We start from the raw sequence: 23,376 nt of genomic DNA, 5'->3' as shown, positions 1-23,376 counted from the left end.
CCTTTTTCCATTTATTTTCTGAACAAAATCCTTTCCGTGTGTCATTTAAAGCTGATACAATGACCTTTATTAAATAGAATAAAAGTCATAAGGGAGTAGGATCATAAATGAAACTAGTTTCTTGGAATGTGAACGGTCTTAGAGCTTGTGTGAAAAAAGGCTTTTTGGAATATTTTCATGAGATGGATGCGGATATCTTTTGTATTCAGGAAACGAAATTGCAAGAAGGGCAAATTAGTCTGGAGTTAGATGGCTATCATCAATATTGGAACTATGCCATTAAAAAGGGTTATTCAGGTACAGCTGTTTTTACAAAAGCTAAACCATTATCAGTTAAATATGGAGTGGGTCAGGAAGATGATGAAAATGAAGGCCGAATTCTTACATTAGAATTTCCTGAATTTTTCTTGGTCAATGTATATACACCAAACTCACAGAGAGATTTGGCAAGGCTAGGGTACCGTTTAGAATGGGAGGAGCGGATTCTTCAACATCTGCAGGAGCTGGATAAGATAAAGCCTGTTGTCTTTTGCGGCGATTTAAATGTTGCCCACATGGAAATTGATTTAAGGAATCCGAAATCAAATGTAGGGAATTCAGGCTTTACAGACGAAGAACGAGCTAAAATGACAACACTACTGGATGCTGGATTTATTGACAGCTTCCGCCATTTCTATCCGGATAAAGAGGGAGCTTATACGTGGTGGTCATATATGAATAAAGTTCGGGAAAGAAATATCGGCTGGCGGATTGACTATTTCATCGTCTCGCAAACTTTATGTGAGCGATTAAAAAATGCCGATATTCACGCTCATGTAATGGGAAGTGATCATTGCCCCGTGGTGCTGGAAATACATTAAGGATTAAGGACTTTAAAAAAACCCTTTGCCAGGAAAAGCTATGGCAAAGGGTTTTTTAACCTCAAATTTCATTAAGAGGTGTTCCCAGTTCGTCAAATTCAGGATTCTTATCTGAATCGGTTGAATTGCTTAATTGTTCTTGCGAGCTTGAGTCGACGAAATCTGTATCATTTTCTTTTTTCAGCGAATTGTAATTCATATTAACAGCCCCTTCCTAGAGAAAAATTACTTAAGTATTTTTTCCTAAGCGGAAGAAAACTAAACGTTTTTACATATAAAAATTGCTATTTGAAATGAACCTTTATCATAGTTAAAATTAGAAGTTGACGAACATTAAATTGAGTAGTAATATATTCATTGTCGCTGATGCGAGATAGTTAAAAGAAAAGTTTAGTTTTATCAATTATCTTGATGAAAGTTGACAAAAAAAAGGCATTATGTTAATATAACAAATGTCGCTAATCGATAGATTAATAGATAGTTCTTTGAAAACTAAACAAGCAAAAACGTCAACAAACAATAATATTCGTTTCGAACGAAACGAAGCCAACGTAACATTTTTGAGCTAATCAACTCAACTTTCCCCCGTATTAACGCGCAGTAATATCCTTCGGATATACTGCCCGTAAATACCCGGAAAATTCGACTAACCATCGCGTGAAAAACGTCCGTGACGGAAGTCTCATTTTTTTGGAGAGTTTGATCCTGGCTCAGGACGAACGCTGGCGGCGTGCCTAATACATGCAAGTCGAGCGAATCACTGGGAGCTTGCTCCTGGTGGTTAGCGGCGGACGGGTGAGTAACACGTGGGCAACCTGCCTGTAAGACTGGGATAACTTCGGGAAACCGGAGCTAATACCGGATAATTTCTTCCCTCGCATGAGGGAAGGTTGAAAGTCGGTTTCGGCTGACACTTACAGATGGGCCCGCGGCGCATTAGCTAGTTGGTGAGGTAACGGCTCACCAAGGCGACGATGCGTAGCCGACCTGAGAGGGTGATCGGCCACACTGGGACTGAGACACGGCCCAGACTCCTACGGGAGGCAGCAGTAGGGAATCTTCCACAATGGACGAAAGTCTGATGGAGCAACGCCGCGTGAGCGATGAAGGCCTTCGGGTCGTAAAGCTCTGTTGTCAGGGAAGAACAAGTATCGGAGTAACTGCCGGTACCTTGACGGTACCTGACCAGAAAGCCACGGCTAACTACGTGCCAGCAGCCGCGGTAATACGTAGGTGGCAAGCGTTGTCCGGAATTATTGGGCGTAAAGCGCGCGCAGGCGGTCCTTTAAGTCTGATGTGAAAGCCCACGGCTCAACCGTGGAGGGTCATTGGAAACTGGGGGACTTGAGTGCAGAAGAGGAAAGCGGAATTCCACGTGTAGCGGTGAAATGCGTAGAGATGTGGAGGAACACCAGTGGCGAAGGCGGCTTTCTGGTCTGTAACTGACGCTGAGGCGCGAAAGCGTGGGGAGCAAACAGGATTAGATACCCTGGTAGTCCACGCCGTAAACGATGAGTGCTAAGTGTTAGAGGGTTTCCGCCCTTTAGTGCTGCAGCTAACGCATTAAGCACTCCGCCTGGGGAGTACGGCCGCAAGGCTGAAACTCAAAGGAATTGACGGGGGCCCGCACAAGCGGTGGAGCATGTGGTTTAATTCGAAGCAACGCGAAGAACCTTACCAGGTCTTGACATCCTCTGACACTCCTAGAGATAGGAATTTCCCCTTCGGGGGACAGAGTGACAGGTGGTGCATGGTTGTCGTCAGCTCGTGTCGTGAGATGTTGGGTTAAGTCCCGCAACGAGCGCAACCCTTGATCTTAGTTGCCAGCATTCAGTTGGGCACTCTAAGGTGACTGCCGGTGACAAACCGGAGGAAGGTGGGGATGACGTCAAATCATCATGCCCCTTATGACCTGGGCTACACACGTGCTACAATGGATGGTACAAAGGGCAGCGAAGCCGCGAGGTGAAGCCAATCCCATAAAACCATTCTCAGTTCGGATTGCAGGCTGCAACTCGCCTGCATGAAGCCGGAATCGCTAGTAATCGCGGATCAGCATGCCGCGGTGAATACGTTCCCGGGCCTTGTACACACCGCCCGTCACACCACGAGAGTTTGTAACACCCGAAGTCGGTGGGGTAACCGTAAGGAGCCAGCCGCCTAAGGTGGGACAGATGATTGGGGTGAAGTCGTAACAAGGTAGCCGTATCGGAAGGTGCGGCTGGATCACCTCCTTTCTAAGGATATAAGCTGGACCTATGAGCCAGACAATACATGTTTGTTTGATTGTTTCTTGTTTGTTTAGTTTTGAGGGAATTATCTCTCAGAACTTTCGTTCTTTGAAAACTAGATAATCGTAAAAGAAGAAGTAACCAAGTAAGAACCGAGTAATCGCCATTTTAGTTTTTCTCTCTTATTTTTAAGAGTAAAAACCTTATAGGTTAAGTTAGAAAGGGCGCACGGTGAATGCCTTGGCACTAGGAGCCGATGAAGGACGGGACTAACACCGATATGCTTCGGGGAGCTGTAAGTAAGCGCCGATCCGGAGATTTCCGAATGGGGAAACCCACTGTTCGTAATGGAACAGTATCTTCACCTGAATACATAGGGTATTGATGGCAGACCCGGGGAACTGAAACATCTAAGTACCCGGAGGAAGAGAAAGCAAACGCGATTCCCTGAGTAGCGGCGAGCGAAACGGGAACAGCCCAAACCGAAAGGCTTGCCTTTCGGGGTTGTAGGACACTCAACATGGAGTTACAAAGGAACGGGGTAGATGAAGCGGTCTGGAAAGGCCGGCCATAGAAGGTAAAAGCCCTGTAGTCGAAACTTCGTTCCCTCCTGAGTGGATCCTGAGTACGGCCGGACACGTGAAATCCGGTCGGAAGCAGGGAGGACCATCTCCCAAGGCTAAATACTCCCTAGTGACCGATAGTGAACCAGTACCGTGAGGGAAAGGTGAAAAGCACCCCGGAAGGGGAGTGAAAGAGAACCTGAAACCGTGTGCCTACAAGTAGTCAGAGCCCGTTCATGGGTGATGGCGTGCCTTTTGTAGAATGAACCGGCGAGTTACGATTGCATGCGAGGTTAAGTTGAAGAGACGGAGCCGCAGCGAAAGCGAGTCTGAATAGGGCGAAATAGTATGTAGTCGTAGACCCGAAACCAGGTGATCTACCCATGTCCAGGGTGAAGTCCAGGTAACACTGGATGGAGGCCCGAACCCACGCACGTTGAAAAGTGCGGGGATGAGGTGTGGGTAGCGGAGAAATTCCAATCGAACTTGGAGATAGCTGGTTCTCTCCGAAATAGCTTTAGGGCTAGCCTCACGTAGTTAGAGTCTTGGAGGTAGAGCACTGTTTGGACTAGGGGCCCTCATCGGGTTACCGAATTCAGACAAACTCCGAATGCCAATGACTTATCCGTGGGAGTCAGACTGCGAGTGATAAGATCCGTAGTCAAAAGGGAAACAGCCCAGACCACCAGCTAAGGTCCCAAAGTATACGTTAAGTGGAAAAGGATGTGGAGTTGCTTAGACAACCAGGATGTTGGCTTAGAAGCAGCCACCATTTAAAGAGTGCGTAATAGCTCACTGGTCGAGTGACTCTGCGCCGAAAATGTACCGGGGCTAAACGTATCACCGAAGCTGTGGGTGGACACCATGTGGTGTCCGCGGTAGGAGAGCGTTCTAAGGGCGTTGAAGCTGGACCGTAAGGACTGGTGGAGCGTTTAGAAGTGAGAATGCCGGTATGAGTAGCGAAAGATGAGTGAGAATCTCATCCACCGTATGCCTAAGGTTTCCTGAGGAAGGCTCGTCCGCTCAGGGTTAGTCGGGACCTAAGCCGAGGCCGAAAGGCGTAGGCGATGGACAACAGGTTGATATTCCTGTACCACCTCTTTATCGTTTGAGTGATGGGGGGACGCAGGAGGATAGGGTAAGCGCACTGCTGGATATGTGCGTGTAAGCAGTTAGGCTGAGAAGTAGGAAAATCCGCTTCTCATCAGGCTGAGCTGTGATGCCGAGGGAAATATAGTACCGAAGTTCCTGATTCCACACTGCCAAGAAAAGCCTCTAGCGAGATGAATGGTGCCCGTACCGCAAACCGACACAGGTAGGCGAGGAGAGAATCCTAAGGTGAGCGAGAGAACTCTCGTTAAGGAACTCGGCAAAATGACCCCGTAACTTCGGGAGAAGGGGTGCTTTTTGGGGTGAATAGCCCCGAAGAGCCGCAGTGAATAGGCCCAGGCGACTGTTTAGCAAAAACACAGGTCTCTGCAAAGCCGCAAGGCGAAGTATAGGGGCTGACGCCTGCCCGGTGCTGGAAGGTTAAGAGGAGGGGTTAGCTCACGCGAAGCTCTGAATCGAAGCCCCAGTAAACGGCGGCCGTAACTATAACGGTCCTAAGGTAGCGAAATTCCTTGTCGGGTAAGTTCCGACCCGCACGAAAGGCGTAACGATCTGGGCACTGTCTCAACGAGAGACTCGGTGAAATTATAGTACCTGTGAAGATGCAGGTTACCCGCGACAGGACGGAAAGACCCCATGGAGCTTTACTGTAGCCTGATATTGAATTTTGGTACAGCTTGTACAGGATAGGTAGGAGCCTGAGAAACCGGAGCGCCAGCTTCGGTGGAGGCGTCGGTGGGATACTACCCTGGCTGTATTGAAATTCTAACCCGCACCCCTTATCGGGGTGGGAGACAGTGTCAGGTGGGCAGTTTGACTGGGGCGGTCGCCTCCTAAAATGTAACGGAGGCGCCCAAAGGTTCCCTCAGAATGGTTGGAAATCATTCGCAGAGTGTAAAGGCACAAGGGAGCTTGACTGCGAGACCTACAAGTCGAGCAGGGACGAAAGTCGGGCTTAGTGATCCGGTGGTTCCGCATGGAAGGGCCATCGCTCAACGGATAAAAGCTACCCTGGGGATAACAGGCTTATCTCCCCCAAGAGTCCACATCGACGGGGAGGTTTGGCACCTCGATGTCGGCTCATCGCATCCTGGGGCTGTAGTCGGTCCCAAGGGTTGGGCTGTTCGCCCATTAAAGCGGTACGCGAGCTGGGTTCAGAACGTCGTGAGACAGTTCGGTCCCTATCCGTCGCGGGCGCAGGAAATTTGAGAGGAGCTGTCCTTAGTACGAGAGGACCGGGATGGACGCACCGCTGGTGTACCAGTTGTCTTGCCAAAGGCATCGCTGGGTAGCTATGTGCGGACGGGATAAGTGCTGAAAGCATCTAAGCATGAAGCCCCCCTCGAGATGAGATTTCCCATAGCGTCTAGCTAGTAAGATCCCTGAAAGATGATCAGGTTGATAGGTCAGAGGTGGAAGCGCGGTGACGTGTGGAGCTGACTGATACTAATCGATCGAGGACTTAACCAAATCGAAAAGCGGAAGCGGCCGGTTAGCAACGTATGGCCTGGAGGACTTTGACTGAGATAAGTGTAAACTCGCCGATTGGCAAGCGGGTTAGGCGCAGACAGAGGCGTAGTTGAACTTATGCGTTCAGAATTTAGTAATAAATTCTGATTAGCTAAAGGAAACACGATGAGCGCAAGCGAATCGATGTTGACTTATCGTAGGGAAAAGACCGAAGGACACTAGTTGCTGGACGCTGGAGCTACACAATGAACAATGTAATTTGGTGAACTCGTTCTTATTTACTTCTTCTATATTATCTAGTTTTGAGGGAATGAAATCCCAATAATCATTATTATACCTTGCGGGTGTGGCGGAATCGGCAGACGCGCTAGATTCAGGTTCTAGTGGTAGTAATACCGTATGGGTTCAAGTCCCTTCACCCGCACCAAAGAGACTAAAATGCGGAAGTAGTTCAGTGGTAGAACACCACCTTGCCAAGGTGGGGGTCGCGGGTTCGAATCCCGTCTTCCGCTCCAAACATGCCGGGGTGGCGGAACTGGCAGACGCACAGGACTTAAAATCCTGCGGTAGGTGACTACCGTACCGGTTCGATTCCGGTCCTCGGCACCATTATTTCTCTATTGGGAAATAGCACAGATTGGTAGAACACTACGTTCGGGACGTACAGGTCGTTCACTAAATCCTTTTTACCCGATTATCTAAAAGTATGGGGCCTTAGCTCAGCTGGGAGAGCGCCTGCTTTGCACGCAGGAGGTCAGCGGTTCGATCCCGCTAGGCTCCACCATTTAATTTAAATATGTAATTTGGCGGTGTAGCTCAGCTGGCTAGAGCGTACGGTTCATACCCGTAAGGTCGGGGGTTCGATCCCCTCCGCCGCTATTATATTTTGCCAATTTTATAATGGAGGGGTAGCGAAGTGGCTAAACGCGGCGGACTGTAAATCCGCTCCCTCAGGGTTCGGCGGTTCGAATCCGTCCCCCTCCACCATTTATAGGGGCATAGTTTAAAGGTAGAACTAAGGTCTCCAAAACCTTCAGTGTGGGTTCGATTCCTACTGCCCCTGTTACAATTACATAATGGGCCTATAGCTCAGCTGGTTAGAGCGCACGCCTGATAAGCGTGAGGTCGATGGTTCAAGTCCATTTAGGCCCACTCTAATAGAAAACAGTCTAAAACCGAGTCCGTGTGATTCGGTTTTTTTATTTGATTTTACCGTTTTGGAAAACATAAAGGAAAAGAGTTATGGAGGAGGACATTATGCCTGAACTGCCGGAAATGGAAAACTATAAGATTCTTTTAAGTCAAAAGATTGCTGATAAAACCATTACCGATGTCCAAGTAAACCGTGAAAAATCGATAAATGTGAATCTCGAGCTTTTTAAAAGGACCGTTCTTAATCAAAAAATAACTAACATTTCTCGAAGGGGGAAGCACCTTCTTTTTCACCTCCAAAATGGTCAGCTTTTGTTATTGCATTTAATGCTCGGAGGATGGATGTTTTATGGCCAAGAAGCGGATAAACCTAAACGAACTATACAGGTTCAGCTTTCTTTCGGAAATGAACATTTATACTTTATTGGTCTGCGTCTGGGATATCTTCATTTATATTCCCGTCAGGAAGCAGAAGAAAACCTTTCCCATCTAGGGCCGGAGCCGCTGAGCAGTTTTAGATTGGAGGAATTTATGAAACGAATTGGCAGCAAGCATGGCCGATTGAAGACCACACTCTTGGATCAGGAGTTTATTGCAGGAATTGGCAACTGCTATTCTGCTGAGATCTGCTTTGATGCAGAAATTTTGCCAGCCAAAGACATTGATGACATTAGTCCATCTAGCCGTTCTCAATTGTTTCAATCGATGAAAAAAATTCTCCAAGTGGCCATTCAAAATGGAGGTTACATGGAAAATCCCACATTCAAGGGTGATAAAATAACGGGCGGTTTTAATCCATTATGCCAAGTATACGACCGTGAGGGGGAGAAATGCAGACGTTGCGGGGCCATAATCGTAATGGAAAAAATCTCTTCCCGGAACACTTTTTATTGTCCAGATTGTCAAAAGTAGTACTGTTCCCTGCCGAATTTCGGCGGGTTTTTTTATTAAACGAAAAAATTAACCAATTTGTTAAAATTATTGTTTCCGAATTTGTTTAAATGTACTATACTATATACAATTAAGTATAACACATTTAGATATATATAACATATTTATTGTGAATAAGGGGGTGTTAATGATTAAACTCACCAAGCGTCAGGACGAAATTCTGCAGATTGTAAAGGAAAACGGCCCGATAACCGGTAAAGAAATTGCGGAGAAGCTCTCTGTTACCAGAGCGGCATTAAGACCGGACCTTGCAATCTTGACCATGTCCGGCAGTCTGGATGCCAGACCGCGTGTCGGGTATTTTTTTAATGACAAATTAGAAGTAAAACGGCAGGCGAAGAAGTTTATTCAGCAAAAGGTATCCGATTTTAAGGCTCATCCAATCGTAGTTGAAAAATCAACTTCTGTTTATAATGCGATTGTCCAGCTGTTCCTCGAGGATGTTGGAACACTTTATGCGGTGGATACAGAAGGTAACCTTGCAGGTGTAATATCCAGAAAGGATTTGCTCAGGGCTGCACTTGGGAACAAAAACCTGCAGGAATTACCCGTAAGTGTCATTATGACAAGAATGCCTAATATAATCACGATTAATCCAGAGGAAACCTTGCTGGAAGCGGCCAAAAAAATGATTAATTTTCATATTGATTCCTTACCGGTGGTAAAGGAAGTCGATCATAAAAATAATACATATTTGTTGTTGGGGAGAATTACCAAAACGACAATAACAAGGGCCTATTTAGAATTTATGGAAGAAAAATAGTTTAAGGGGAGTTGCTGTGATTTTGGTACAAAAGGAAGTTGTCTACGTAGTATCTGACTCGGTTGGTGAAACGGCTGAGCTTGTTGTAAAAGCAGTGGCAACACAGTTTAATGGTGGACAGGTAGAAATACGCAGAAACTCATATGTAGACGACATTGAAGACATTGAAGATGTGATTATTTTGGCAAGAAAGGACCATTCCATCATTGCCTACACCATCGTCATTCCGGAATTAAAAGATTATTTAGATAAGCGTGCCATGGAAGAGGGGATAATGGCAGTTGACCTCCTCAACCCATTAATGAATGCATTTACAACAAGGTTTAACAAACAACCCCACCACCAGCCTGGCTTAATGAGAAAATTAGACGAAGAATATTTCCGCAAAATCGAGGCGATTGAATTTGCTGTGAAATATGATGATGGACGGGACCCAAGAGGCATTATGAAGGCTGATATCGTTTTAATCGGCGTGTCCCGGACTTCAAAAACGCCGCTGTCCATGTACCTTGCCCATAAGCGTTTTAAAGTGGCCAATGTGCCGTTGGTTCCAGAAGTGCCTCCGCCAGATGAACTTTTTAAAATACCGAGAAAAAATTGTATTGGTTTAATTATTTCACCAGATAAATTAAACGAAATTCGCACTGAGCGCCTAAAAGCACTTGGGCTGGGCTCAAAGGCGAATTATGCGAGCTTCCAGAGAATTCTCGACGAACTAGATTATGCCGAAAAAATCATGAAACGCGTAGGCTGTCCTATCATAAATGTTTCGAATAAAGCAATCGAAGAAACTGCAGGTTTAATTTTAGACGTGTTGAAAAAAGAGAGGAGCTTTTAAATCATGGAAAAATTCGTTTATTTATTTCATGAAGGCCATGGCAATATGCGGGATTTACTTGGGGGAAAGGGAGCGAATCTAGCAGAAATGACAAGAATCGGCCTGCCGGTTCCATATGGTTTTACCATTACAACGCAAGCTTGCAATGCTTATTATGAGTCTAATAAAACTATTCCAGCTTCAGTAGAATCACAGACATTAGAGGCCTTAAGACTTTTGGAAGAAAAAATGAACAAAAAACTCGGTGACCCGCAAAATCCCTTACTTGTTTCGGTTCGATCCGGTTCAGTTTTTTCAATGCCTGGGATGATGGATACCATATTAAATCTGGGGATGAATGACGAAACAGTTGTGGGCTTGGCTGCATTAACGAATAATCCTCGATTTGCTTACGACTCTTATCGCCGATTCATTCAAATGTTCAGCAACGTGGTCCTTGAAATTGATACGTATTATTTTGAACAATTTTTAGAAGAGACGCGCGAACACAAGGGGTATACCTCTGACCCTGAAATGACTGCGGAAGATTGGAAGGAAGTCATTGTTGGCTATAAGGAAATTGTCAAAAAGCATACTCGCAAGGACTTCCCGCAAAATCCAAAAGAGCAGCTTTTCCTTGCTATCAATGCGGTATTCAATTCTTGGAATAATCAACGGGCGATTGTTTACCGCCGCTTAAATAAAATCCCGGATCACCTTGGAACGGCCGTTAATATCCAAAGCATGGTGTTTGGTAATATGGGGGACGACTCAGGAACAGGAGTTGCTTTTACAAGAAATCCTTCCACCGGTGAGCATGTGCTTTATGGTGAATATTTAATAAACGCTCAAGGCGAAGATGTTGTTGCCGGTATCCGTACCCCACAGCCAATTGCAACCCTTAAGGATGAAATGCCTGGTGTTTACCAGCAGTTTTCAGAGACATGCCAACGCCTTGAACAGCATTACAAGGAAATGCAGGATATTGAATTTACTGTTGAACGCGGAAAACTATTCATCCTCCAGACACGGAACGGAAAACGTACAGCTCAGGCGGCTATCCGCATTGCTGTTGAGATGGTGAAGGAAGGAATTATCGATAAAAAGACAGCGCTGCTTCGTGTCGATCCTGACCAATTAAACCAACTGCTGCATCGCCGAATCGATGACAAGGCTGAAAGACGAATATTAGCTAAAGGCTTGCCGGCATCACCAGGTGCCGCTACGGGCCGGGTTGTTTTTGATGCCGATGAAGCGGAGCAATTAAGAAATGAAGGTAAAAAAGTTATCCTAGTTTCTCCTGAAACCACTCCGGATGACATCCACGGTATGGTTGCAGCACAAGCTATTTTAACTAGCCGAGGTGGAATGACAAGCCACGCTGCCGTGGTTGCCCGCGGTATGGGGAAAGCTTGTATTTGCGGCTGTGAAGCCCTAAAGATTGACATGAAAGCAAAACAATTCACTGTGGGTGAAACAGTTGTTAAGCATGGGGATATTATCACGGTTGATGGTTCAACAGGTGAAATTATGCTTGGCGAAATCCCAATGATCGACCCTGAATTATCAGAAGAGTTCCAGCAGCTTCTTGCTTGGGCCGACCAAGAACGCAAAATAGGAGTCCGTGCAAATGCCGATAATCCCGAGGATGCCAGGAAATCATTTGAATTCGGTGCCGGCGGAATTGGATTGTGCCGGACAGAGCATATGTTTATGGATTTAAAGAGGATTCCAATCGTTCAAAAAATGATTTTAGCAGAAACCTATAGTGAGAGAATGGAAGCACTTGAAGAACTTTTACCGATGCAGCAAGGTGATTTTGAGGGAATTTTCGAGGCAATGCAAGGTCTGCCGGTAACGATTCGTTTATTGGATCCGCCGCTTCATGAATTCTTACCGAATAAAGAAGAGCTTTTAGTAGAAGTAACAAAACTGCAAATTCTCAATCCGGATTCTGAAGAGTTAAAGCAAAAAGAACTGCTGCTGAAAAAGGTTCGCCAGTTGGATGAGTTCAATCCAATGTTGGGCCACCGCGGCTGCCGCCTTGGCATGATACATCCGGAAATTTATGATATGCAGGCAAAGGCGATTTTCTATGCTGCCGTTAGAGTAGCGGAAAAGGGCTTGGTAGTCCAGCCTGAAATCATGATTCCACTTGTAGGCCACGTTAATGAATTGAAGCAAATGCGTCAGTTGGTTGTCGATGCCGCTGTCCGTGTTCAGGAAGAAAAGGGCAAGGCCATTAACTACACGATCGGTACGATGATTGAGATTCCACGTGCAGCTTTAACTGCAGATCAAATTGCCGAGGAAGCTGATTTCTTCTCCTTCGGAACGAATGATTTGACGCAAACAACATTCGGCTATAGCCGTGATGATGCAGAAGGGAAATTCTTGCAGGCATACATTGAAAACAAGGTACTGCCAGAAAATCCATTTGCTGTTCTTGACCAGGATGGTGTCGGTAAGCTTGTGGCAACCGGCGTTAAGCTTGGCCGTGCAACAAAGCCTTCTTTAAAAACAGGCATTTGTGGGGAACATGGCGGAGAGAAAAGCTCAATTGATTTCTGTTACCGGACTGGTTTGGATTATGTCAGCTGCTCGCCATACCGCGTGCCGCTTGCACGTTTGGCTGCTGCACAGGCCACCATCCGTCATGAAGCAAATCGTGAGGAAGTGTATACAACTGCATAAGTTGATTGAGAAGGCGGCACTGCTTTAGGTGCCGTTCTTTTTTGTACCCAGAGTTAAGATATGATTCGCCGATAGAAGGTTTGGTGCATTGACAAAAGTCCTTTAAACATAAATATTTATCCTAAGAATACAATCTTTTAAACGTAACTTGATTTTTTATAAGGGTTTAGTGTTTTATTTTTTGCAAATACTATGAAAAAACTTAAAAGGGGCCATAAAAATGGGGGCAATTGAACGCAGCGGCTTTCGGTTCGTGCCGGAATATAGCGTAATCCAGCAAAATGGAGCAATTCACGTCTACAATAAGGAAGAGTTTATTGAGGAAATCCAATTTCAGTTTGCCGGGAAGTTTCCGGAATTGGACCAAATTGAAGAATTAGTGGACAAGTATTGTGAGTTACATAATATTTAGGGAACGCTTGTTCGTTTTGGTTTTTAATGGTATAATCTAAATTGCAATAGAATAGGACTTCTCAAGGGTGGGCGGCACATCTCCTAATGAAAGGGGGTGATGCTGTTTGACAGTATTTCAGGCCTTGATGTTAGCTGTCTCATTTGCCAGCCTGATTATCGCCATTCTGTCTTTTCACCAAAAAAAATAATCCACCCTTGAGCCGGCAAGCATAAGCGGTGGATTTTTGCCCTTCTTTTGCCGAATCCCCTTGATGGGAACCAGCTATTGCATGGCCGAGCTAGCACCTTGACTTCATGCTCGGTCTTTTTTACTATATGCACTTCTTACTGAACATTATACATAACATTTTTGCAAAAAGAAAGAAAATATCTATATTAAAGAAGGGATTTATATGAGCAAGCTTGAAGCCATTTACCCTCAAGCAATTGAACATACGAAACAAAAAGTATTGCAGGATATGGAACGTTATTTTGAATACAGTGAAACGCTGCCTTCTTTTGAGCAATATTTGGCTGACCGTAGTCAGTATATAGAGCAGATTTGGATTAATGTATGGCTGAACAAAGTAACAAATGATGTTTCGAAAAATGAAAAGAAACAATTTTTAAGTGAAAGAGATTATGAGGTACAGGGTGTCGATCGAAAGCTGATTAACAAACTGTTTCGTGATGAAATGAGGTTGTATCAGCCTTTCGATACACTTAGCTGGGTTATTGAAAACTTTAAAGGACATGAGGAAGATTGGCAAACTCGCTTCGAGCAGGCTAAAGAAAACTTCCTTAAAAGGGAACAGGAAAGGCTGCTTGAAGAAGAAAAGGCGGACTTTCGTGAAGAAATAGAAGACGAAGCGTCTGCCATCATCGAAGAACAGTACGCCCGTTTTTACTTATATGTACGTCAATTCACAGCTAAACAATTAGCCGCCGATTTTGAATCTAGTACGAAATTTCAATCTATAGAACCAATAGCTCTGGAGGAGAAATTGGTCTCAGAAGGTTCGTTTGATTCGTTATCATATCAAACGGTTGCTGATTTTTTCGAAGAGTTGACCGGTGACATCCATAAACCTCCTCAAGAGTGGGGACGAAGCTATTTTGAATACGAGACCTATTACTACGTATATGAAAGCTTGATTTCGGATTATCTTTCAGAATTACTGCCTAATAAAGTATTACAGGAATTACCGCTGGATTTGAAGGATAGGTTCCAGGAAACATTTGCTAAACAGCTCACGGCAGTATTTGTGAAAGAATCTATGATCAATGTGATTTATGATGTTATTGGTTATTATTTAGAGGATATCCAAGAAGAATACGTTGCCGACTTATTGAAGCTTGTTAATATCCCATTTGATGAGGAAGTTCACCGGAAGCGGCTTGATCAAGATTTAGAGGAAAGAGAAAGAAAACAGGCAGAAGAGCTTTCAGAGGTGGAGAGGAAAAGGGCAGAAGAAGAACGGATTATGAGGGATATTTTCGGTACGGAATATGACCCTTCCCTTAAAGGACGTCACATTCGCTATGTCCTGCACATTGGTGAAACCAACACTGGCAAAACACATCATGCCTTGGAGAAGATGAAGCAGGCTGAGAGCGGCCTTTATTTAGCTCCATTAAGACTTCTGGCACTTGAGGTATTTGATAAATTAAATGCTGAAGGCACACCGTGTAACCTTAAAACAGGAGAAGAAGAGAAGGTTGTCCTTGGAGCTGGCCATATTTCCTGTACGGTTGAAATGTTTCATGAAAAGGAATATTTCGAAGTCGTCGTGATTGATGAGGCTCAGATGATAACCGATAAGGATCGAGGGTTTTCTTGGTATAAGGCAATCACCAAGGCAAATGCGGAGGAAGTCCATATCATTGGCAGCCGCAATTCGAAGGAAATGCTGCTTGAGCTTTTAGGTGATTCCGATATCACGATTAATGAATATAGCCGCGATACCCCTCTTGAGGTGGAATCGAAGGAATTTCATATTAAACATATTAAAAAAGGGGATGCGCTAATTTGTTTTTCAAGAAGAAGGGTATTGGAAATGGCATCTCGGCTGCAAAATGACGGCCATTCGGTCAGCATGATCTATGGCAGCATGCCCCCGGAGACAAGGAAACAGCAAATTCAGCTTTTTAATGAAGGAAAAACAAAGGTGATTGTCGCAACAGATGCCATCGGGATGGGCTTGAACTTACCGATTCGCAGGATTGTTTTCCTTGAAAATGAAAAATTCGATGGAACGAGAAGGCGGCTTTTAAATTCTCAGGAAGTAAAGCAAATTGCGGGCCGGGCCGGACGGAAGGGGATTTATGATGTCGGTAAGGTGGCCTTTACTAATGATATTAAAAAAATGAAGAATTTGCTCTTGCAGGAGGATCGTCCGGTCCAGACGTTTGCTATCGCACCCACGTCGTCAGTCTTTGAACGTTTCCAACGCTATTATCATGATTTGGATACATTCTTTGTACTATGGGAAAAATTTGAAAGCCCAAAAGGGACGAAGAAGGCTTCCTTGTCAGAAGAGCGGTCACTATATAGAAAAATTGCCGGGAGTGAAATCGAAGCGCGATTGACACTAACAGACCTGTACGGCTTTTTGCATCTGCCGTTTTCTAAGAATGAACAAGTGCTTGTGAATCAGTGGGAAGATACAATGTATGCAATTGTTCAGGGGAGGGAGCTTCCGGAACCGGTCGTAAAGGAAGGCAGTTTGGAGGAACTGGAATTAAGCTATAAGGCAATCGGTCTGCATTTGTTATTTTTATATCGGCTGGGTGAACGGACCGAAGCTAGCTATTGGGAACGTCTGCGTGAAGAAATCAGTGACATGGTCCAGGAAAGGTTGAAAACCGACATCAAGAAATTTGCGAAAAAGTGTAAGAACTGCGGTAAAAAACTAGCCTGGGACCATCCATTTCCAACCTGTGATGCCTGTTACCGTGCTCGGTTTAAAAAATATTGGCATGATGAGGATGAGTTTTAATTTTAAAGGCCTGGTTTCGGGCCTTTTTTTTTTTTTCGACGGGGAGGAATAGGAAAGGTACTAGCAGGAGAAAATAGGCGTTTATTTTGCTGATATTAGTATTTAAATCCGAATTGCCCATATGATGTTAGAAAGGAGGGGGATTTATGACTGTTCATGTGGTTCAAACCGGAGAAGATTTATGGGGAATTTCAAACAAGTATAGTGTTCCAATTGAATCCATTCTCAATCTTAATGGGCTGGTATCCGCGTCCGCCATTGTTCCTGGCCTTGCCCTCTACCTTCCAGATAACCTTCCTCATATTAGATACTATCGAATTAAAGCGGGTGACCAAATTAGGAATTTAGCTTTTCAATTTCATACGGATCCTGCCTCTATTGTAGCTGCCAATCCAGGCATTCAACCCAATCAGCTTCATATCGGTCAAATTATTCAAATTCCATCTCCTCTTAAATTACAAATGGCTGCGCTCGGATTTATCGTGCCATCTTCTGAAAGTGCTAATTTAACAGCCTTAAATTCGGTCGCCGGTCAGCTTAGTTATCTTGCTGTTGTTGCTTATTCCTTTACTGAAGAAGGATTTGCCTATAGGGAGATTGAGGATGCAGCACTTGTCGCAAGATGTAAACAATTAAAAATAAAACCTTTATTAATGATTCGAAATTTTACACTTGCCGGCTTTAGTGCGGATTTAGCAGGCAGGGTGCTTGGAAACATAGCATTTCGGCGGAATTTAGCAGCAAGCATTCTCAACCTGGTTAGGAAACGGGGATTTGAAGGAGTGAGTATTGATTTTGAATTTATTCCTCCGGCAAGAAGGATGGATTTTATTTCTTTCTTAACAGAATTAAAAAGGGGGTTAGGGGACCTGTTTCTCCATGTGAATGTTCATGCAAAAACGGAGGATATCCCAACTAATCGAATAATTGGGGCCTATGACTATGCAGCAATCGGCCAGGTGGCCGATATGGTTGCAGTTATGACTATTGATTACGGATACCCCGGCGGCCCGCCGGCTCCCATTGCCCCTATAACATGGATGGAGCAGGTCATTCAGTATTCGATCACTCAAATCCCCCGACGAAAATTACAAATGGCTATTGCCATGTATGGATATGATAAAGTAGTCAGGACGAATGCCACAAAGGCTATGTCCGCTCTTGCCGCCCAAAATCAGGCAATCTCAACTGGTACCCCCATTCAATTTGACCTTACTGCAAAATCGCCCTGGTACCGTTATTGGCGTGGCGTAGAAGAGCGTATTGTCTGGTTTGAGGATATCAGGAGCTTGATTGAAAAGTATCGATTGCTTGATATTTATCAATTAGCTGGGACTACATTTTGGCAAATCACTCTCCCATTTCCACAAAATTGGGCTTATTTAAGGGACCATATAGATGTTATAAAAACATAATAGGCTTGTCCAGTTTGCCTATGTACATTTATTTTTAGAAAGTTTTGGACAAACTTTAAGGAAAAAGAAGGGATGGAAATTTTTTGTTCATAAGAATTCTTTTTTCCTTCATGATATTATTTTCCACTATTAATTACATCGATCGAAATAGGGTTATTGCGGAAAGTAAGTCTGTAGAAATAGAAAGTCAGATTAAGGAGCTAATGAGCAATTCCCTAACGATGCAAGGGGCAATTGCCGGAATTAGTATCCGGTCAGCAGCAGATGGGAACATGATTTACCAATATAATGGAGATGTACGGCTCCGCCCTGCCTCCAATATGAAGCTGCTAACAGCTGCTTCTGCACTGAAAGTTTTAGGGGAGGACTATACCTTTCCAACCGAAATACATATTGATGGTCCTGTAAAAAAGAAAACACTTGCCGGGAACCTTTATATAAAGGGAAAAGGTGACCCCACCTTGATAAAAGAGGATTTTGACAACCTGGCTAAAGAAATACGGAAGAATGGCATTAAAAAGATAAAAGGAAACCTAATCGGTGATGATTCCCATTTTGATGATGTCCGGTACCCCCTTGACCTGCCCTGGAGTGATGAAACGACTTATTACGGGGCACAGATTTCAGCACTGACAGCATCACCAACTACAGACTACGATTCTGGATCAGTAGAAATCATGGTGACACCTGGTTCAAAAGAAGGGGATAAGCCAGTAATTAAAATCACCCCGAAAACTAGCTATGTGAAAGTTATAAACGAGGCTGTTACTGCTCGAAAAAATGTGAAAAAACAACTCACCATTGAACGGAAACACGCAAAAAATACAATAACCATAAAAGGAAAGATTCCTTTAAATTCAAAAGGTATCAAAGAGTGGGTGGGCGTTTGGGAACCAACCAAGTATGCATTGACACTTTTTAAACAATCATTAGCAGAACAAGGTATTAAGGTTTCCGGAAAAATCAAAACAGGAACGGTACCTGACACCGCTACAATACTGACAACTCACAAATCGATGCCATTGTCAGAACTGATTATTCCATTTATGAAACTTAGCAACAATGTTCATGCTGAGGTGTTGGTAAAGGAAATGGGAAAGGTTGTTCTCGGTGAAGGGTCTTGGGAAAAGGGGCTTGAGGTTTTGGAGTCGGAAATGGTGAAGTTCGGGTTAAATCCGAAAACAATGGTCATCCGTGACGGTTCAGGCGTCTCCCATGTGGATTTAATTCCAGCAAACGAAATTTCCAAACTGCTATTTGCCGTCCAAAAGGAAACGTGGTTCTCTTCTTATCTAAATTCATTACCGGTAAGTGGTGTATATGAAAAAATGGCTGGCGGGTCGCTTCGCAATCGGATGAAAACCGCAGATGTTCAAGGAAGGGTAAAAGCAAAGACTGGGACTCTGTCTACTGTCAGTTCTTTATCCGGCTATGTTACAACAAAAAACGGTCAAACATTGATTTTTTCAATCATGTTAAACAACCTTTTAGATGAAGAAAAGGGCAAGAAGCTGGAAGATGAGTTTGTGAAAATATTGGCAAATCAATAAATAAAAAGGCAGTGATAGTGTAGATTCACTGCCTTTTAGGACCACTGCTAAATAGTATTTTTGCTAAATTGCTCTTCCCTAAATTTATCTAAACATTTCTTGCAGATGCAATCTCTTCTTATGCTCTCGGAAGGTACTAATTCTAAGATTTTGTTAGGAAAATTCTCGTTATCACACCAGCAATTTCCACGTTCACCTGCACCTGACATACATCCGTTTGCTTCCCCGCAAATCGGGCAATATTTATTAGCCAGTTAAACTCCCCCCAATTAAAAGGTCTTTTATTTCATTTTATATCATTTGGCTCATCAAAATGTTAATTTAAATCTTTTTTTAATGCTTCAATCGCGGTTAATACCCTATGTCTATTATTTTTGTCATTCATATTGTTCTGGGCATGAAGCAGGACCGGCCTCACAGACTCAACGGAACGACCAAATTCATACATCCACTCATAGCGAGGCACAAGCCAGGTATGAAAATGATGGGTTGTATCTTCATTGTAAAAGTAGTATACATATTCAATTCCAAGCGTATCTCTTTGTACTTTCCTAATTTTTGTAAGCAGGTTTATGCAATCTAGTTTTTCCTCGTCTGTAAGTTCATCAAAGCATTTAATATGTCGTTTCGAGGCTAATATGACCAAGCCTTCTATTGGGTAAGCAACATCCTGATGGGCATGAAAATGTTCGGTCTCAATAATGTCACCGCCATCTGGATGGATTAGCCCTCTCGTTAAGGCACAGCTTAAGCATTCTACTTCTACTGTTTGACCATTTGATAGAGTAATAGTTCGCATATCGGCTCCTTCGAAAAAATAGTATCCAACTAATAGCTAAACAATAAAGAGTGAAATCGTCAAGATACCACTCCTATAAACTTTGAATTAAATGGTATTTTTGATTGATGGATTCTGGTCTTCCGTTATTTTCTTAGTGAATAAAAACGATCACATATCGATGATGATATGCAGCACGATAGGGAATAGAAGAGATCCTGTTGCCAAATATGCGCGAGCCATAACAAATCCAATTAATCCAGTGAGGATAAAACCCTTCCAGCCTTGATAAATATGAGCAAAGCCAAAAATACCGGAAGAAATAATCATGAGATGGATGGCTTCAAGGTCAAATGGTAAAGTTTGCAGATAATGAATAACAAATCCCCGATAAATAATTTCCTCGCAAATGCCGGCAGTAATCGCGGCCAAAATAGACCAATTTCTATCTAATTTTGTAGTTGGGAGCAGGTAATCAATTTCCGAAACTTGTTTATTCATCAACTTTTTATAAAATGGCAGTTTCATTAAAACAAAGATTAAAAAAGCTGCTCCTGCCAAAAAGCCAACTATCATTCCAAGGATCTGTGACTGGTTTTCGTCAGGGATGGTCAGGCCAATATGCTTAAAAGTGATACTTGTAATTGTTACAACCAAAAAGATCGCAGCCGTTACTAACCATTCTGATGATATCACAAACTTATAATATTTAATTCTTGAAGTGGAATCATTTTTCTCTTTTAGTCCTTTTGTGTACTTAATATCTAGGAACGGATACATAAAAATAAGAAAAACTAGTAAAATAGAACCAAAAATTAATGTTATCATAAGAAAATGACCTCCTTTTTTACCATTTTTTCATCATCTCACAAAATGGAAAATTATTCAATAATCACTTTCTTATTCTACTAAGCAATTTATATTGATTTTATACAATTGAAAGCTTATATAATAGAAAGAGATATAGTAATCACGCGGGAGAAAATAATGAAACCAGTAAATAATCAAGGTCAACTGCTTTCAGAACGTTTTGAGGTAGCCTTTAATCAGGTCCATAATGCTCTCAGAGATATTGTGCAAATCAATGATGACCGCTTTGTTGTTTTGGTGAAGGTTGGTGCTAAGAAGTACCAAGTCATCGAAACCTTTAAGAAAGATTTAGAGCAGTATGCCAGACTTCGGAATGCAATTGTCCATGAGAAAATGGAGGTTGGATTCTATATTGCTGAACCCAACGCCAAAGTGGTTCATCATATTGAAAAAATTGCCAACATCCTAAGCAGGCCGAACTACGCCCTTACAATTGCAACCAAAAACGTTGTTTTCTTTGATGAAAACGATAGAATTCTAAAGGTAACTTCTGCAATTAAACAATTCGGATATTCCAAGTTTCCGATTTATAAAGATCAAAAGTGCATTGGCCTTTTGACCGCTGGCTCTATCATGAAATGGATGGCGCTGCATATGGAAAGCGGCATTATCAATCTGGCGGATGTTCGGATTGCAGATATTATGAAGGTTGAAAAGAAACAGTCAATAGAGTTCATTTCAAAAGAGATTAATGTATTCCAGATGGAAAACATTTTTGAAAAGGCTCATAAAAAGAAGAATAAATTAGAAGCAGTCGTGATCACGGAAAATGGAAATGCGGGTGAAAAGCCGCTTGGTATAATTACGCCATGGGATTTAATTCAGATTGATTATACGGTTGATTAAAAAAGGGTGCTCTAAAAAAGCACCCTTTTCCGAAATTTAAAAATCAAATTCGCTTAACTGGTCCATATGACTGGCAATCATCGCAATGATGGTGCCCGCCTCTTCTTTGCTGAAAATAAAATGCGATTCATCCTTGATTAACTCGTCCTCGGTTGTCCAAATTCGGTTTATCCGCTTCAGGACACCATCACCAGTTTCCTGAACCACGCCAAACTGATAAGTTACTTCCACTTCATCCTCATGTTTGAAGGCTGTTACCTCTGGGGTGGACCATTCCACGTCAATTTCTTCAAAAATTTCATCCCGGTTTATTTGTGCGCCCTCAAAATACTCCTCGTCATCATCCACTATTTCAGATTCATCGTCTTCACAATATTCATCATCTGATTGAAGATAAACCCCATCATCGGTAAAATGGTCTTCGCCGTTTATGTAATCATGGAGACTTTCATGTACCTCATCGACAATCTCCTCAATGTCTGAAAGAATGATTTTTGCAGTATGACCACTGTCCACATCGAAACTGTCAATATAAAATTCTTCGTTTTGCGGATCAAAAAACAGCGTACAAAAGTAATCTCGGTCCAGTTCCTCAGTATCAACATCTGCGGTCTCCACAAAAAACTCAACCCTAGGATGCTTGGCAGCTCTCTCAATCTTCATGTGGCCAGCCTGATCGTATTCTTCACAAATCGATTCAAGATGATCCTGTAATTCACTGCAAACTCGGTCAAACCATTCTAACGACATCAAACATCCCATCCCTTCAAGTTTAATCGAGGTTATTATGTCCGAGTTTCCAAAATATATTTCAGGAAGGTAAAATGAGTACTAACGTAGAATTCTGGTAGAAGAAATTTTTTTATAGAAAGGTGATTTTAGATGGCTAAGCCTCCAAGCGGAGAGCGTCTGCTTAAGCTGCGGGAAATTTTATTTAATGAAACAGATGAAACGAATGAGCTTTCAATGGGAGAAATCATTGAAAGACTTCGTCAGGAGTTTGGACCGGGCTTTGAATTTGAACAGCGGGCCATTCTTCGTGACATTGAGGATTTAACAAACCAGCGTTTCGAAATATTTGTTACCAGAGGAGCGGCTGGGAAGAAATATTACAGCCATAAAAATAAGCGGTTCGAGCAGTACGAATTGAGACTTTTAATTAACGCTATCCTTTCAGCACGTTTTATTACAAAAAAAGAGGCAGAACAATTGATTGAGAAGGTGAAGGGTCTGACCAGCATGCATCTTGCATCCAAGCTTCCGAATCCTACACATTATGAAAGTTCGATTCGCAGTACCTATCAGCAGCTGCGGTATGAAATTGATCAAATTCAAATCGCAATTAATGAAAGTTTAAAAATTAAGTTTCAATATGGTAAATACGATATTGATAAAAATTTTGTCCTCCAGCGCAATGGTGATTTTTATGAGGTCAGCCCGCATGCACTCATTTGGAAAAACGATTATTACTATTTGATAGGGATCTTAAACGGTGAGGAAAAGTTCCGCCACTTCAGGGTAGACCGGATGCGGAACGTCCAATGCACGGAGGAGCTTTTCCTTAAGGCTGATATTAATATCTCTGATTACATTAACAAATCCTTTAATATGTACGCCGGCAAAGAACAGTGGATTACACTGAAGTTTAAACAGTCACTGGTGAATGTCATGATCGATTACTTTGGGCTTGGTGCTGATATGAAAAAAATTGATCAGGAATTTGGCTGGCTAAGGGTAAAAGCAAACAGAAGCGAAGGCCTTGTCCGCTGGCTCCTTAACTGGGGAAGTGATGTAAAGGTGCTTGAGCCTCAGGATTTAGTGGAAGAAATAAAAGCGGAAATTCAAAAAATGAATCAAACCTATGAATAGAGGCAGGCAATAATAAAACCTGCTTCTTTTAGTTTTACCAAAAAT

General features: G+C 43.0%; 17 protein-coding genes, 8 tRNA genes and 2 rRNA genes. 22 read left to right on the top strand and 5 right to left on the bottom strand.

All coding sequences use genetic code 11. The features are described 5' to 3' along the window. The first annotated feature begins 107 nt into the window (after positions 1–107). On the top strand, positions 108–860 hold the full coding sequence (locus ACZ5AE_RS19110) for an exodeoxyribonuclease III (RefSeq protein ID WP_464566170.1): 753 nt from the start codon (positions 108–110) through the stop codon (positions 858–860). A 61-nt stretch (positions 861–921) separates the two neighbouring features. Here ACZ5AE_RS19110 and ACZ5AE_RS19105 read toward each other — a convergent pair whose 3' ends face one another. After that, positions 922–1,059 carry a hypothetical protein gene (locus ACZ5AE_RS19105; protein ID WP_464566169.1) on the bottom strand — a complete coding sequence of 46 codons (138 nt, stop codon included), beginning with the start codon at positions 1,057–1,059 and terminating at the stop codon, positions 922–924. Between the two features lie 488 nt (positions 1,060–1,547). On the opposite strand from ACZ5AE_RS19105, the gene ACZ5AE_RS19100 reads away from it, so the two are divergent. From ACZ5AE_RS19100 to dacB, 19 genes are all read left to right on the top strand, one after another. Beyond that, a 16S ribosomal RNA gene (locus tag ACZ5AE_RS19100) occupies positions 1,548–3,097 on the top strand. A 202-nt stretch (positions 3,098–3,299) separates the two neighbouring features. Then, positions 3,300–6,234, top strand: a 23S ribosomal RNA gene (locus ACZ5AE_RS19095). Together the 16S and 23S rRNA genes with 8 tRNA genes alongside form the textbook arrangement of a ribosomal RNA operon. Before the next feature lie 340 nt (positions 6,235–6,574). Then, positions 6,575–6,661: transfer RNA gene (locus ACZ5AE_RS19090), tRNA-Leu, on the top strand. Positions 6,662–6,674: 13 nt separating this feature from the next. Continuing rightward, positions 6,675–6,749 (top strand) — tRNA-Gly (locus ACZ5AE_RS19085). Between the two features lie 5 nt (positions 6,750–6,754). Beyond that, positions 6,755–6,843 (top strand) — tRNA-Leu (locus tag ACZ5AE_RS19080). Positions 6,844–6,942: 99 nt separating this feature from the next. Next, a tRNA-Ala gene (locus tag ACZ5AE_RS19075) sits at positions 6,943–7,018 on the top strand. Between the two features lie 21 nt (positions 7,019–7,039). Next, positions 7,040–7,113, top strand: a tRNA-Met gene (locus ACZ5AE_RS19070). Between the two features lie 23 nt (positions 7,114–7,136). Then, positions 7,137–7,221: transfer RNA gene (locus tag ACZ5AE_RS19065), tRNA-Tyr, on the top strand. A 5-nt stretch (positions 7,222–7,226) separates the two neighbouring features. Then, positions 7,227–7,297: transfer RNA gene (locus tag ACZ5AE_RS19060), tRNA-Trp, on the top strand. A 15-nt stretch (positions 7,298–7,312) separates the two neighbouring features. Further along, positions 7,313–7,386: transfer RNA gene (locus ACZ5AE_RS19055), tRNA-Ile, on the top strand. A 105-nt stretch (positions 7,387–7,491) separates the two neighbouring features. Next, entirely contained in the window at positions 7,492–8,298 is an 807-nt protein-coding gene (locus ACZ5AE_RS19050; RefSeq protein ID WP_464573669.1) for an Fpg/Nei family DNA glycosylase, read from the top strand. Positions 8,299–8,464: 166 nt separating this feature from the next. Then, positions 8,465–9,100, top strand: coding sequence for a helix-turn-helix transcriptional regulator (locus tag ACZ5AE_RS19045; protein ID WP_464566168.1), 636 nt, complete (start codon positions 8,465–8,467; stop codon positions 9,098–9,100). Between the two features lie 22 nt (positions 9,101–9,122). After that, positions 9,123–9,938 carry a pyruvate, water dikinase regulatory protein gene (locus ACZ5AE_RS19040; RefSeq protein WP_464573668.1) on the top strand — a complete coding sequence of 272 codons (816 nt, stop codon included), beginning with the start codon at positions 9,123–9,125 and terminating at the stop codon, positions 9,936–9,938. 3 nt (positions 9,939–9,941) lie between these two features. Then, a complete protein-coding gene (ppdK, locus tag ACZ5AE_RS19035; RefSeq protein WP_464566167.1) occupies positions 9,942–12,611 on the top strand; it encodes a pyruvate, phosphate dikinase in 2,670 nt (889 codons plus the stop codon). A gap of 220 nt (positions 12,612–12,831) precedes the next feature. Continuing rightward, complete coding sequence (locus tag ACZ5AE_RS19030) at positions 12,832–13,023, top strand: YbxH family protein (RefSeq protein ID WP_464566166.1); 192 nt, start codon at positions 12,832–12,834, stop codon at positions 13,021–13,023. Positions 13,024–13,129: 106 nt separating this feature from the next. Then, positions 13,130–13,213 (top strand): putative holin-like toxin, encoded by an 84-nt coding sequence (locus ACZ5AE_RS19025; protein ID WP_423802648.1) that lies wholly within the window; start codon positions 13,130–13,132, stop codon positions 13,211–13,213. A gap of 204 nt (positions 13,214–13,417) precedes the next feature. Further along, entirely contained in the window at positions 13,418–16,003 is a 2,586-nt protein-coding gene (locus ACZ5AE_RS19020) for a DEAD/DEAH box helicase (protein ID WP_464566165.1), read from the top strand. A gap of 146 nt (positions 16,004–16,149) precedes the next feature. Continuing rightward, a complete protein-coding gene (locus tag ACZ5AE_RS19015) occupies positions 16,150–17,418 on the top strand; it encodes a LysM peptidoglycan-binding domain-containing protein (protein ID WP_464566164.1) in 1,269 nt (422 codons plus the stop codon). 110 nt (positions 17,419–17,528) lie between these two features. Then, positions 17,529–18,968 carry a D-alanyl-D-alanine carboxypeptidase/D-alanyl-D-alanine endopeptidase gene (gene dacB / locus ACZ5AE_RS19010; RefSeq protein WP_464566163.1) on the top strand — a complete coding sequence of 480 codons (1,440 nt, stop codon included), beginning with the start codon at positions 17,529–17,531 and terminating at the stop codon, positions 18,966–18,968. A gap of 47 nt (positions 18,969–19,015) precedes the next feature. Here the strand turns inward: dacB and ACZ5AE_RS19005 are convergent, their stop codons facing one another. The 3 genes from ACZ5AE_RS19005 to ACZ5AE_RS18995 form a co-directional block, all read right to left on the bottom strand. After that, positions 19,016–19,201, bottom strand: a complete 186-nt coding sequence (locus ACZ5AE_RS19005; RefSeq protein WP_464573667.1) for a cysteine-rich CWC family protein — start codon at positions 19,199–19,201, stop codon at positions 19,016–19,018. 83 nt (positions 19,202–19,284) lie between these two features. Further along, complete coding sequence (locus ACZ5AE_RS19000) at positions 19,285–19,767, bottom strand: HIT family protein (protein ID WP_464566162.1); 483 nt, start codon at positions 19,765–19,767, stop codon at positions 19,285–19,287. A 150-nt stretch (positions 19,768–19,917) separates the two neighbouring features. Further along, the gene (locus ACZ5AE_RS18995) at positions 19,918–20,574 is read right to left on the bottom strand and encodes a CPBP family intramembrane glutamic endopeptidase (protein WP_464566161.1); all 657 of its coding nucleotides are present in this window, start codon (positions 20,572–20,574) and stop codon (positions 19,918–19,920) included. A gap of 159 nt (positions 20,575–20,733) precedes the next feature. On the opposite strand from ACZ5AE_RS18995, the gene ACZ5AE_RS18990 reads away from it, so the two are divergent. Then, entirely contained in the window at positions 20,734–21,462 is a 729-nt protein-coding gene (locus ACZ5AE_RS18990; RefSeq protein WP_464566160.1) for a CBS domain-containing protein, read from the top strand. A gap of 36 nt (positions 21,463–21,498) precedes the next feature. On the opposite strand, the gene ACZ5AE_RS18985 is transcribed toward ACZ5AE_RS18990, so the two are convergent. After that, positions 21,499–22,212: a hypothetical protein gene (locus ACZ5AE_RS18985; RefSeq protein ID WP_464566159.1), complete on the bottom strand. Its 714-nt coding sequence runs from the start codon at positions 22,210–22,212 to the stop codon at positions 21,499–21,501. Positions 22,213–22,344: 132 nt separating this feature from the next. On the opposite strand from ACZ5AE_RS18985, the gene ACZ5AE_RS18980 reads away from it, so the two are divergent. Further along, on the top strand, positions 22,345–23,331 hold the full coding sequence (locus ACZ5AE_RS18980; protein ID WP_464566158.1) for a helix-turn-helix transcriptional regulator: 987 nt from the start codon (positions 22,345–22,347) through the stop codon (positions 23,329–23,331). Positions 23,332–23,376 lie beyond the last annotated feature (45 nt).

The sequence above is a fragment of the Neobacillus sp. S1227 genome (genome assembly GCF_055385255.1).
Note: the sequence above shows the minus strand (reverse complement) of the source record. Positions and strands in the feature narration are given on the sequence as shown.

What these genes read in the sequence shown, in the direction of transcription:
- ACZ5AE_RS18990 (WP_464566160.1), top strand. Translation starts at nt 20,734, where the DNA reads ATGAAACCAGTAAATAATCAAGGTCAACTGCTTTCAGAACGTTTTGAG.
- ACZ5AE_RS19105 (WP_464566169.1), bottom strand. Translation starts at nt 1,059, where the DNA reads ATGAATTACAATTCGCTGAAAAAAGAAAATGATACAGATTTCGTCGAC.
- ACZ5AE_RS18980 (WP_464566158.1), top strand. Translation starts at nt 22,345, where the DNA reads ATGGCTAAGCCTCCAAGCGGAGAGCGTCTGCTTAAGCTGCGGGAAATT.
- ACZ5AE_RS18985 (WP_464566159.1), bottom strand. Translation starts at nt 22,212, where the DNA reads ATGTCGTTAGAATGGTTTGACCGAGTTTGCAGTGAATTACAGGATCAT.
- ACZ5AE_RS19020 (WP_464566165.1), top strand. Translation starts at nt 13,418, where the DNA reads ATGAGCAAGCTTGAAGCCATTTACCCTCAAGCAATTGAACATACGAAA.
- ACZ5AE_RS18995 (WP_464566161.1), bottom strand. Translation starts at nt 20,574, where the DNA reads ATGATAACATTAATTTTTGGTTCTATTTTACTAGTTTTTCTTATTTTT.
- ACZ5AE_RS19045 (WP_464566168.1), top strand. Translation starts at nt 8,465, where the DNA reads ATGATTAAACTCACCAAGCGTCAGGACGAAATTCTGCAGATTGTAAAG.
- ppdK (WP_464566167.1), top strand. Translation starts at nt 9,942, where the DNA reads ATGGAAAAATTCGTTTATTTATTTCATGAAGGCCATGGCAATATGCGG.
- ACZ5AE_RS19050 (WP_464573669.1), top strand. Translation starts at nt 7,492, where the DNA reads ATGCCTGAACTGCCGGAAATGGAAAACTATAAGATTCTTTTAAGTCAA.
- ACZ5AE_RS19000 (WP_464566162.1), bottom strand. Translation starts at nt 19,767, where the DNA reads ATGCGAACTATTACTCTATCAAATGGTCAAACAGTAGAAGTAGAATGC.
- dacB (WP_464566163.1), top strand. Translation starts at nt 17,529, where the DNA reads ATGATATTATTTTCCACTATTAATTACATCGATCGAAATAGGGTTATT.
- ACZ5AE_RS19015 (WP_464566164.1), top strand. Translation starts at nt 16,150, where the DNA reads ATGACTGTTCATGTGGTTCAAACCGGAGAAGATTTATGGGGAATTTCA.
- ACZ5AE_RS19110 (WP_464566170.1), top strand. Translation starts at nt 108, where the DNA reads ATGAAACTAGTTTCTTGGAATGTGAACGGTCTTAGAGCTTGTGTGAAA.
- ACZ5AE_RS19030 (WP_464566166.1), top strand. Translation starts at nt 12,832, where the DNA reads ATGGGGGCAATTGAACGCAGCGGCTTTCGGTTCGTGCCGGAATATAGC.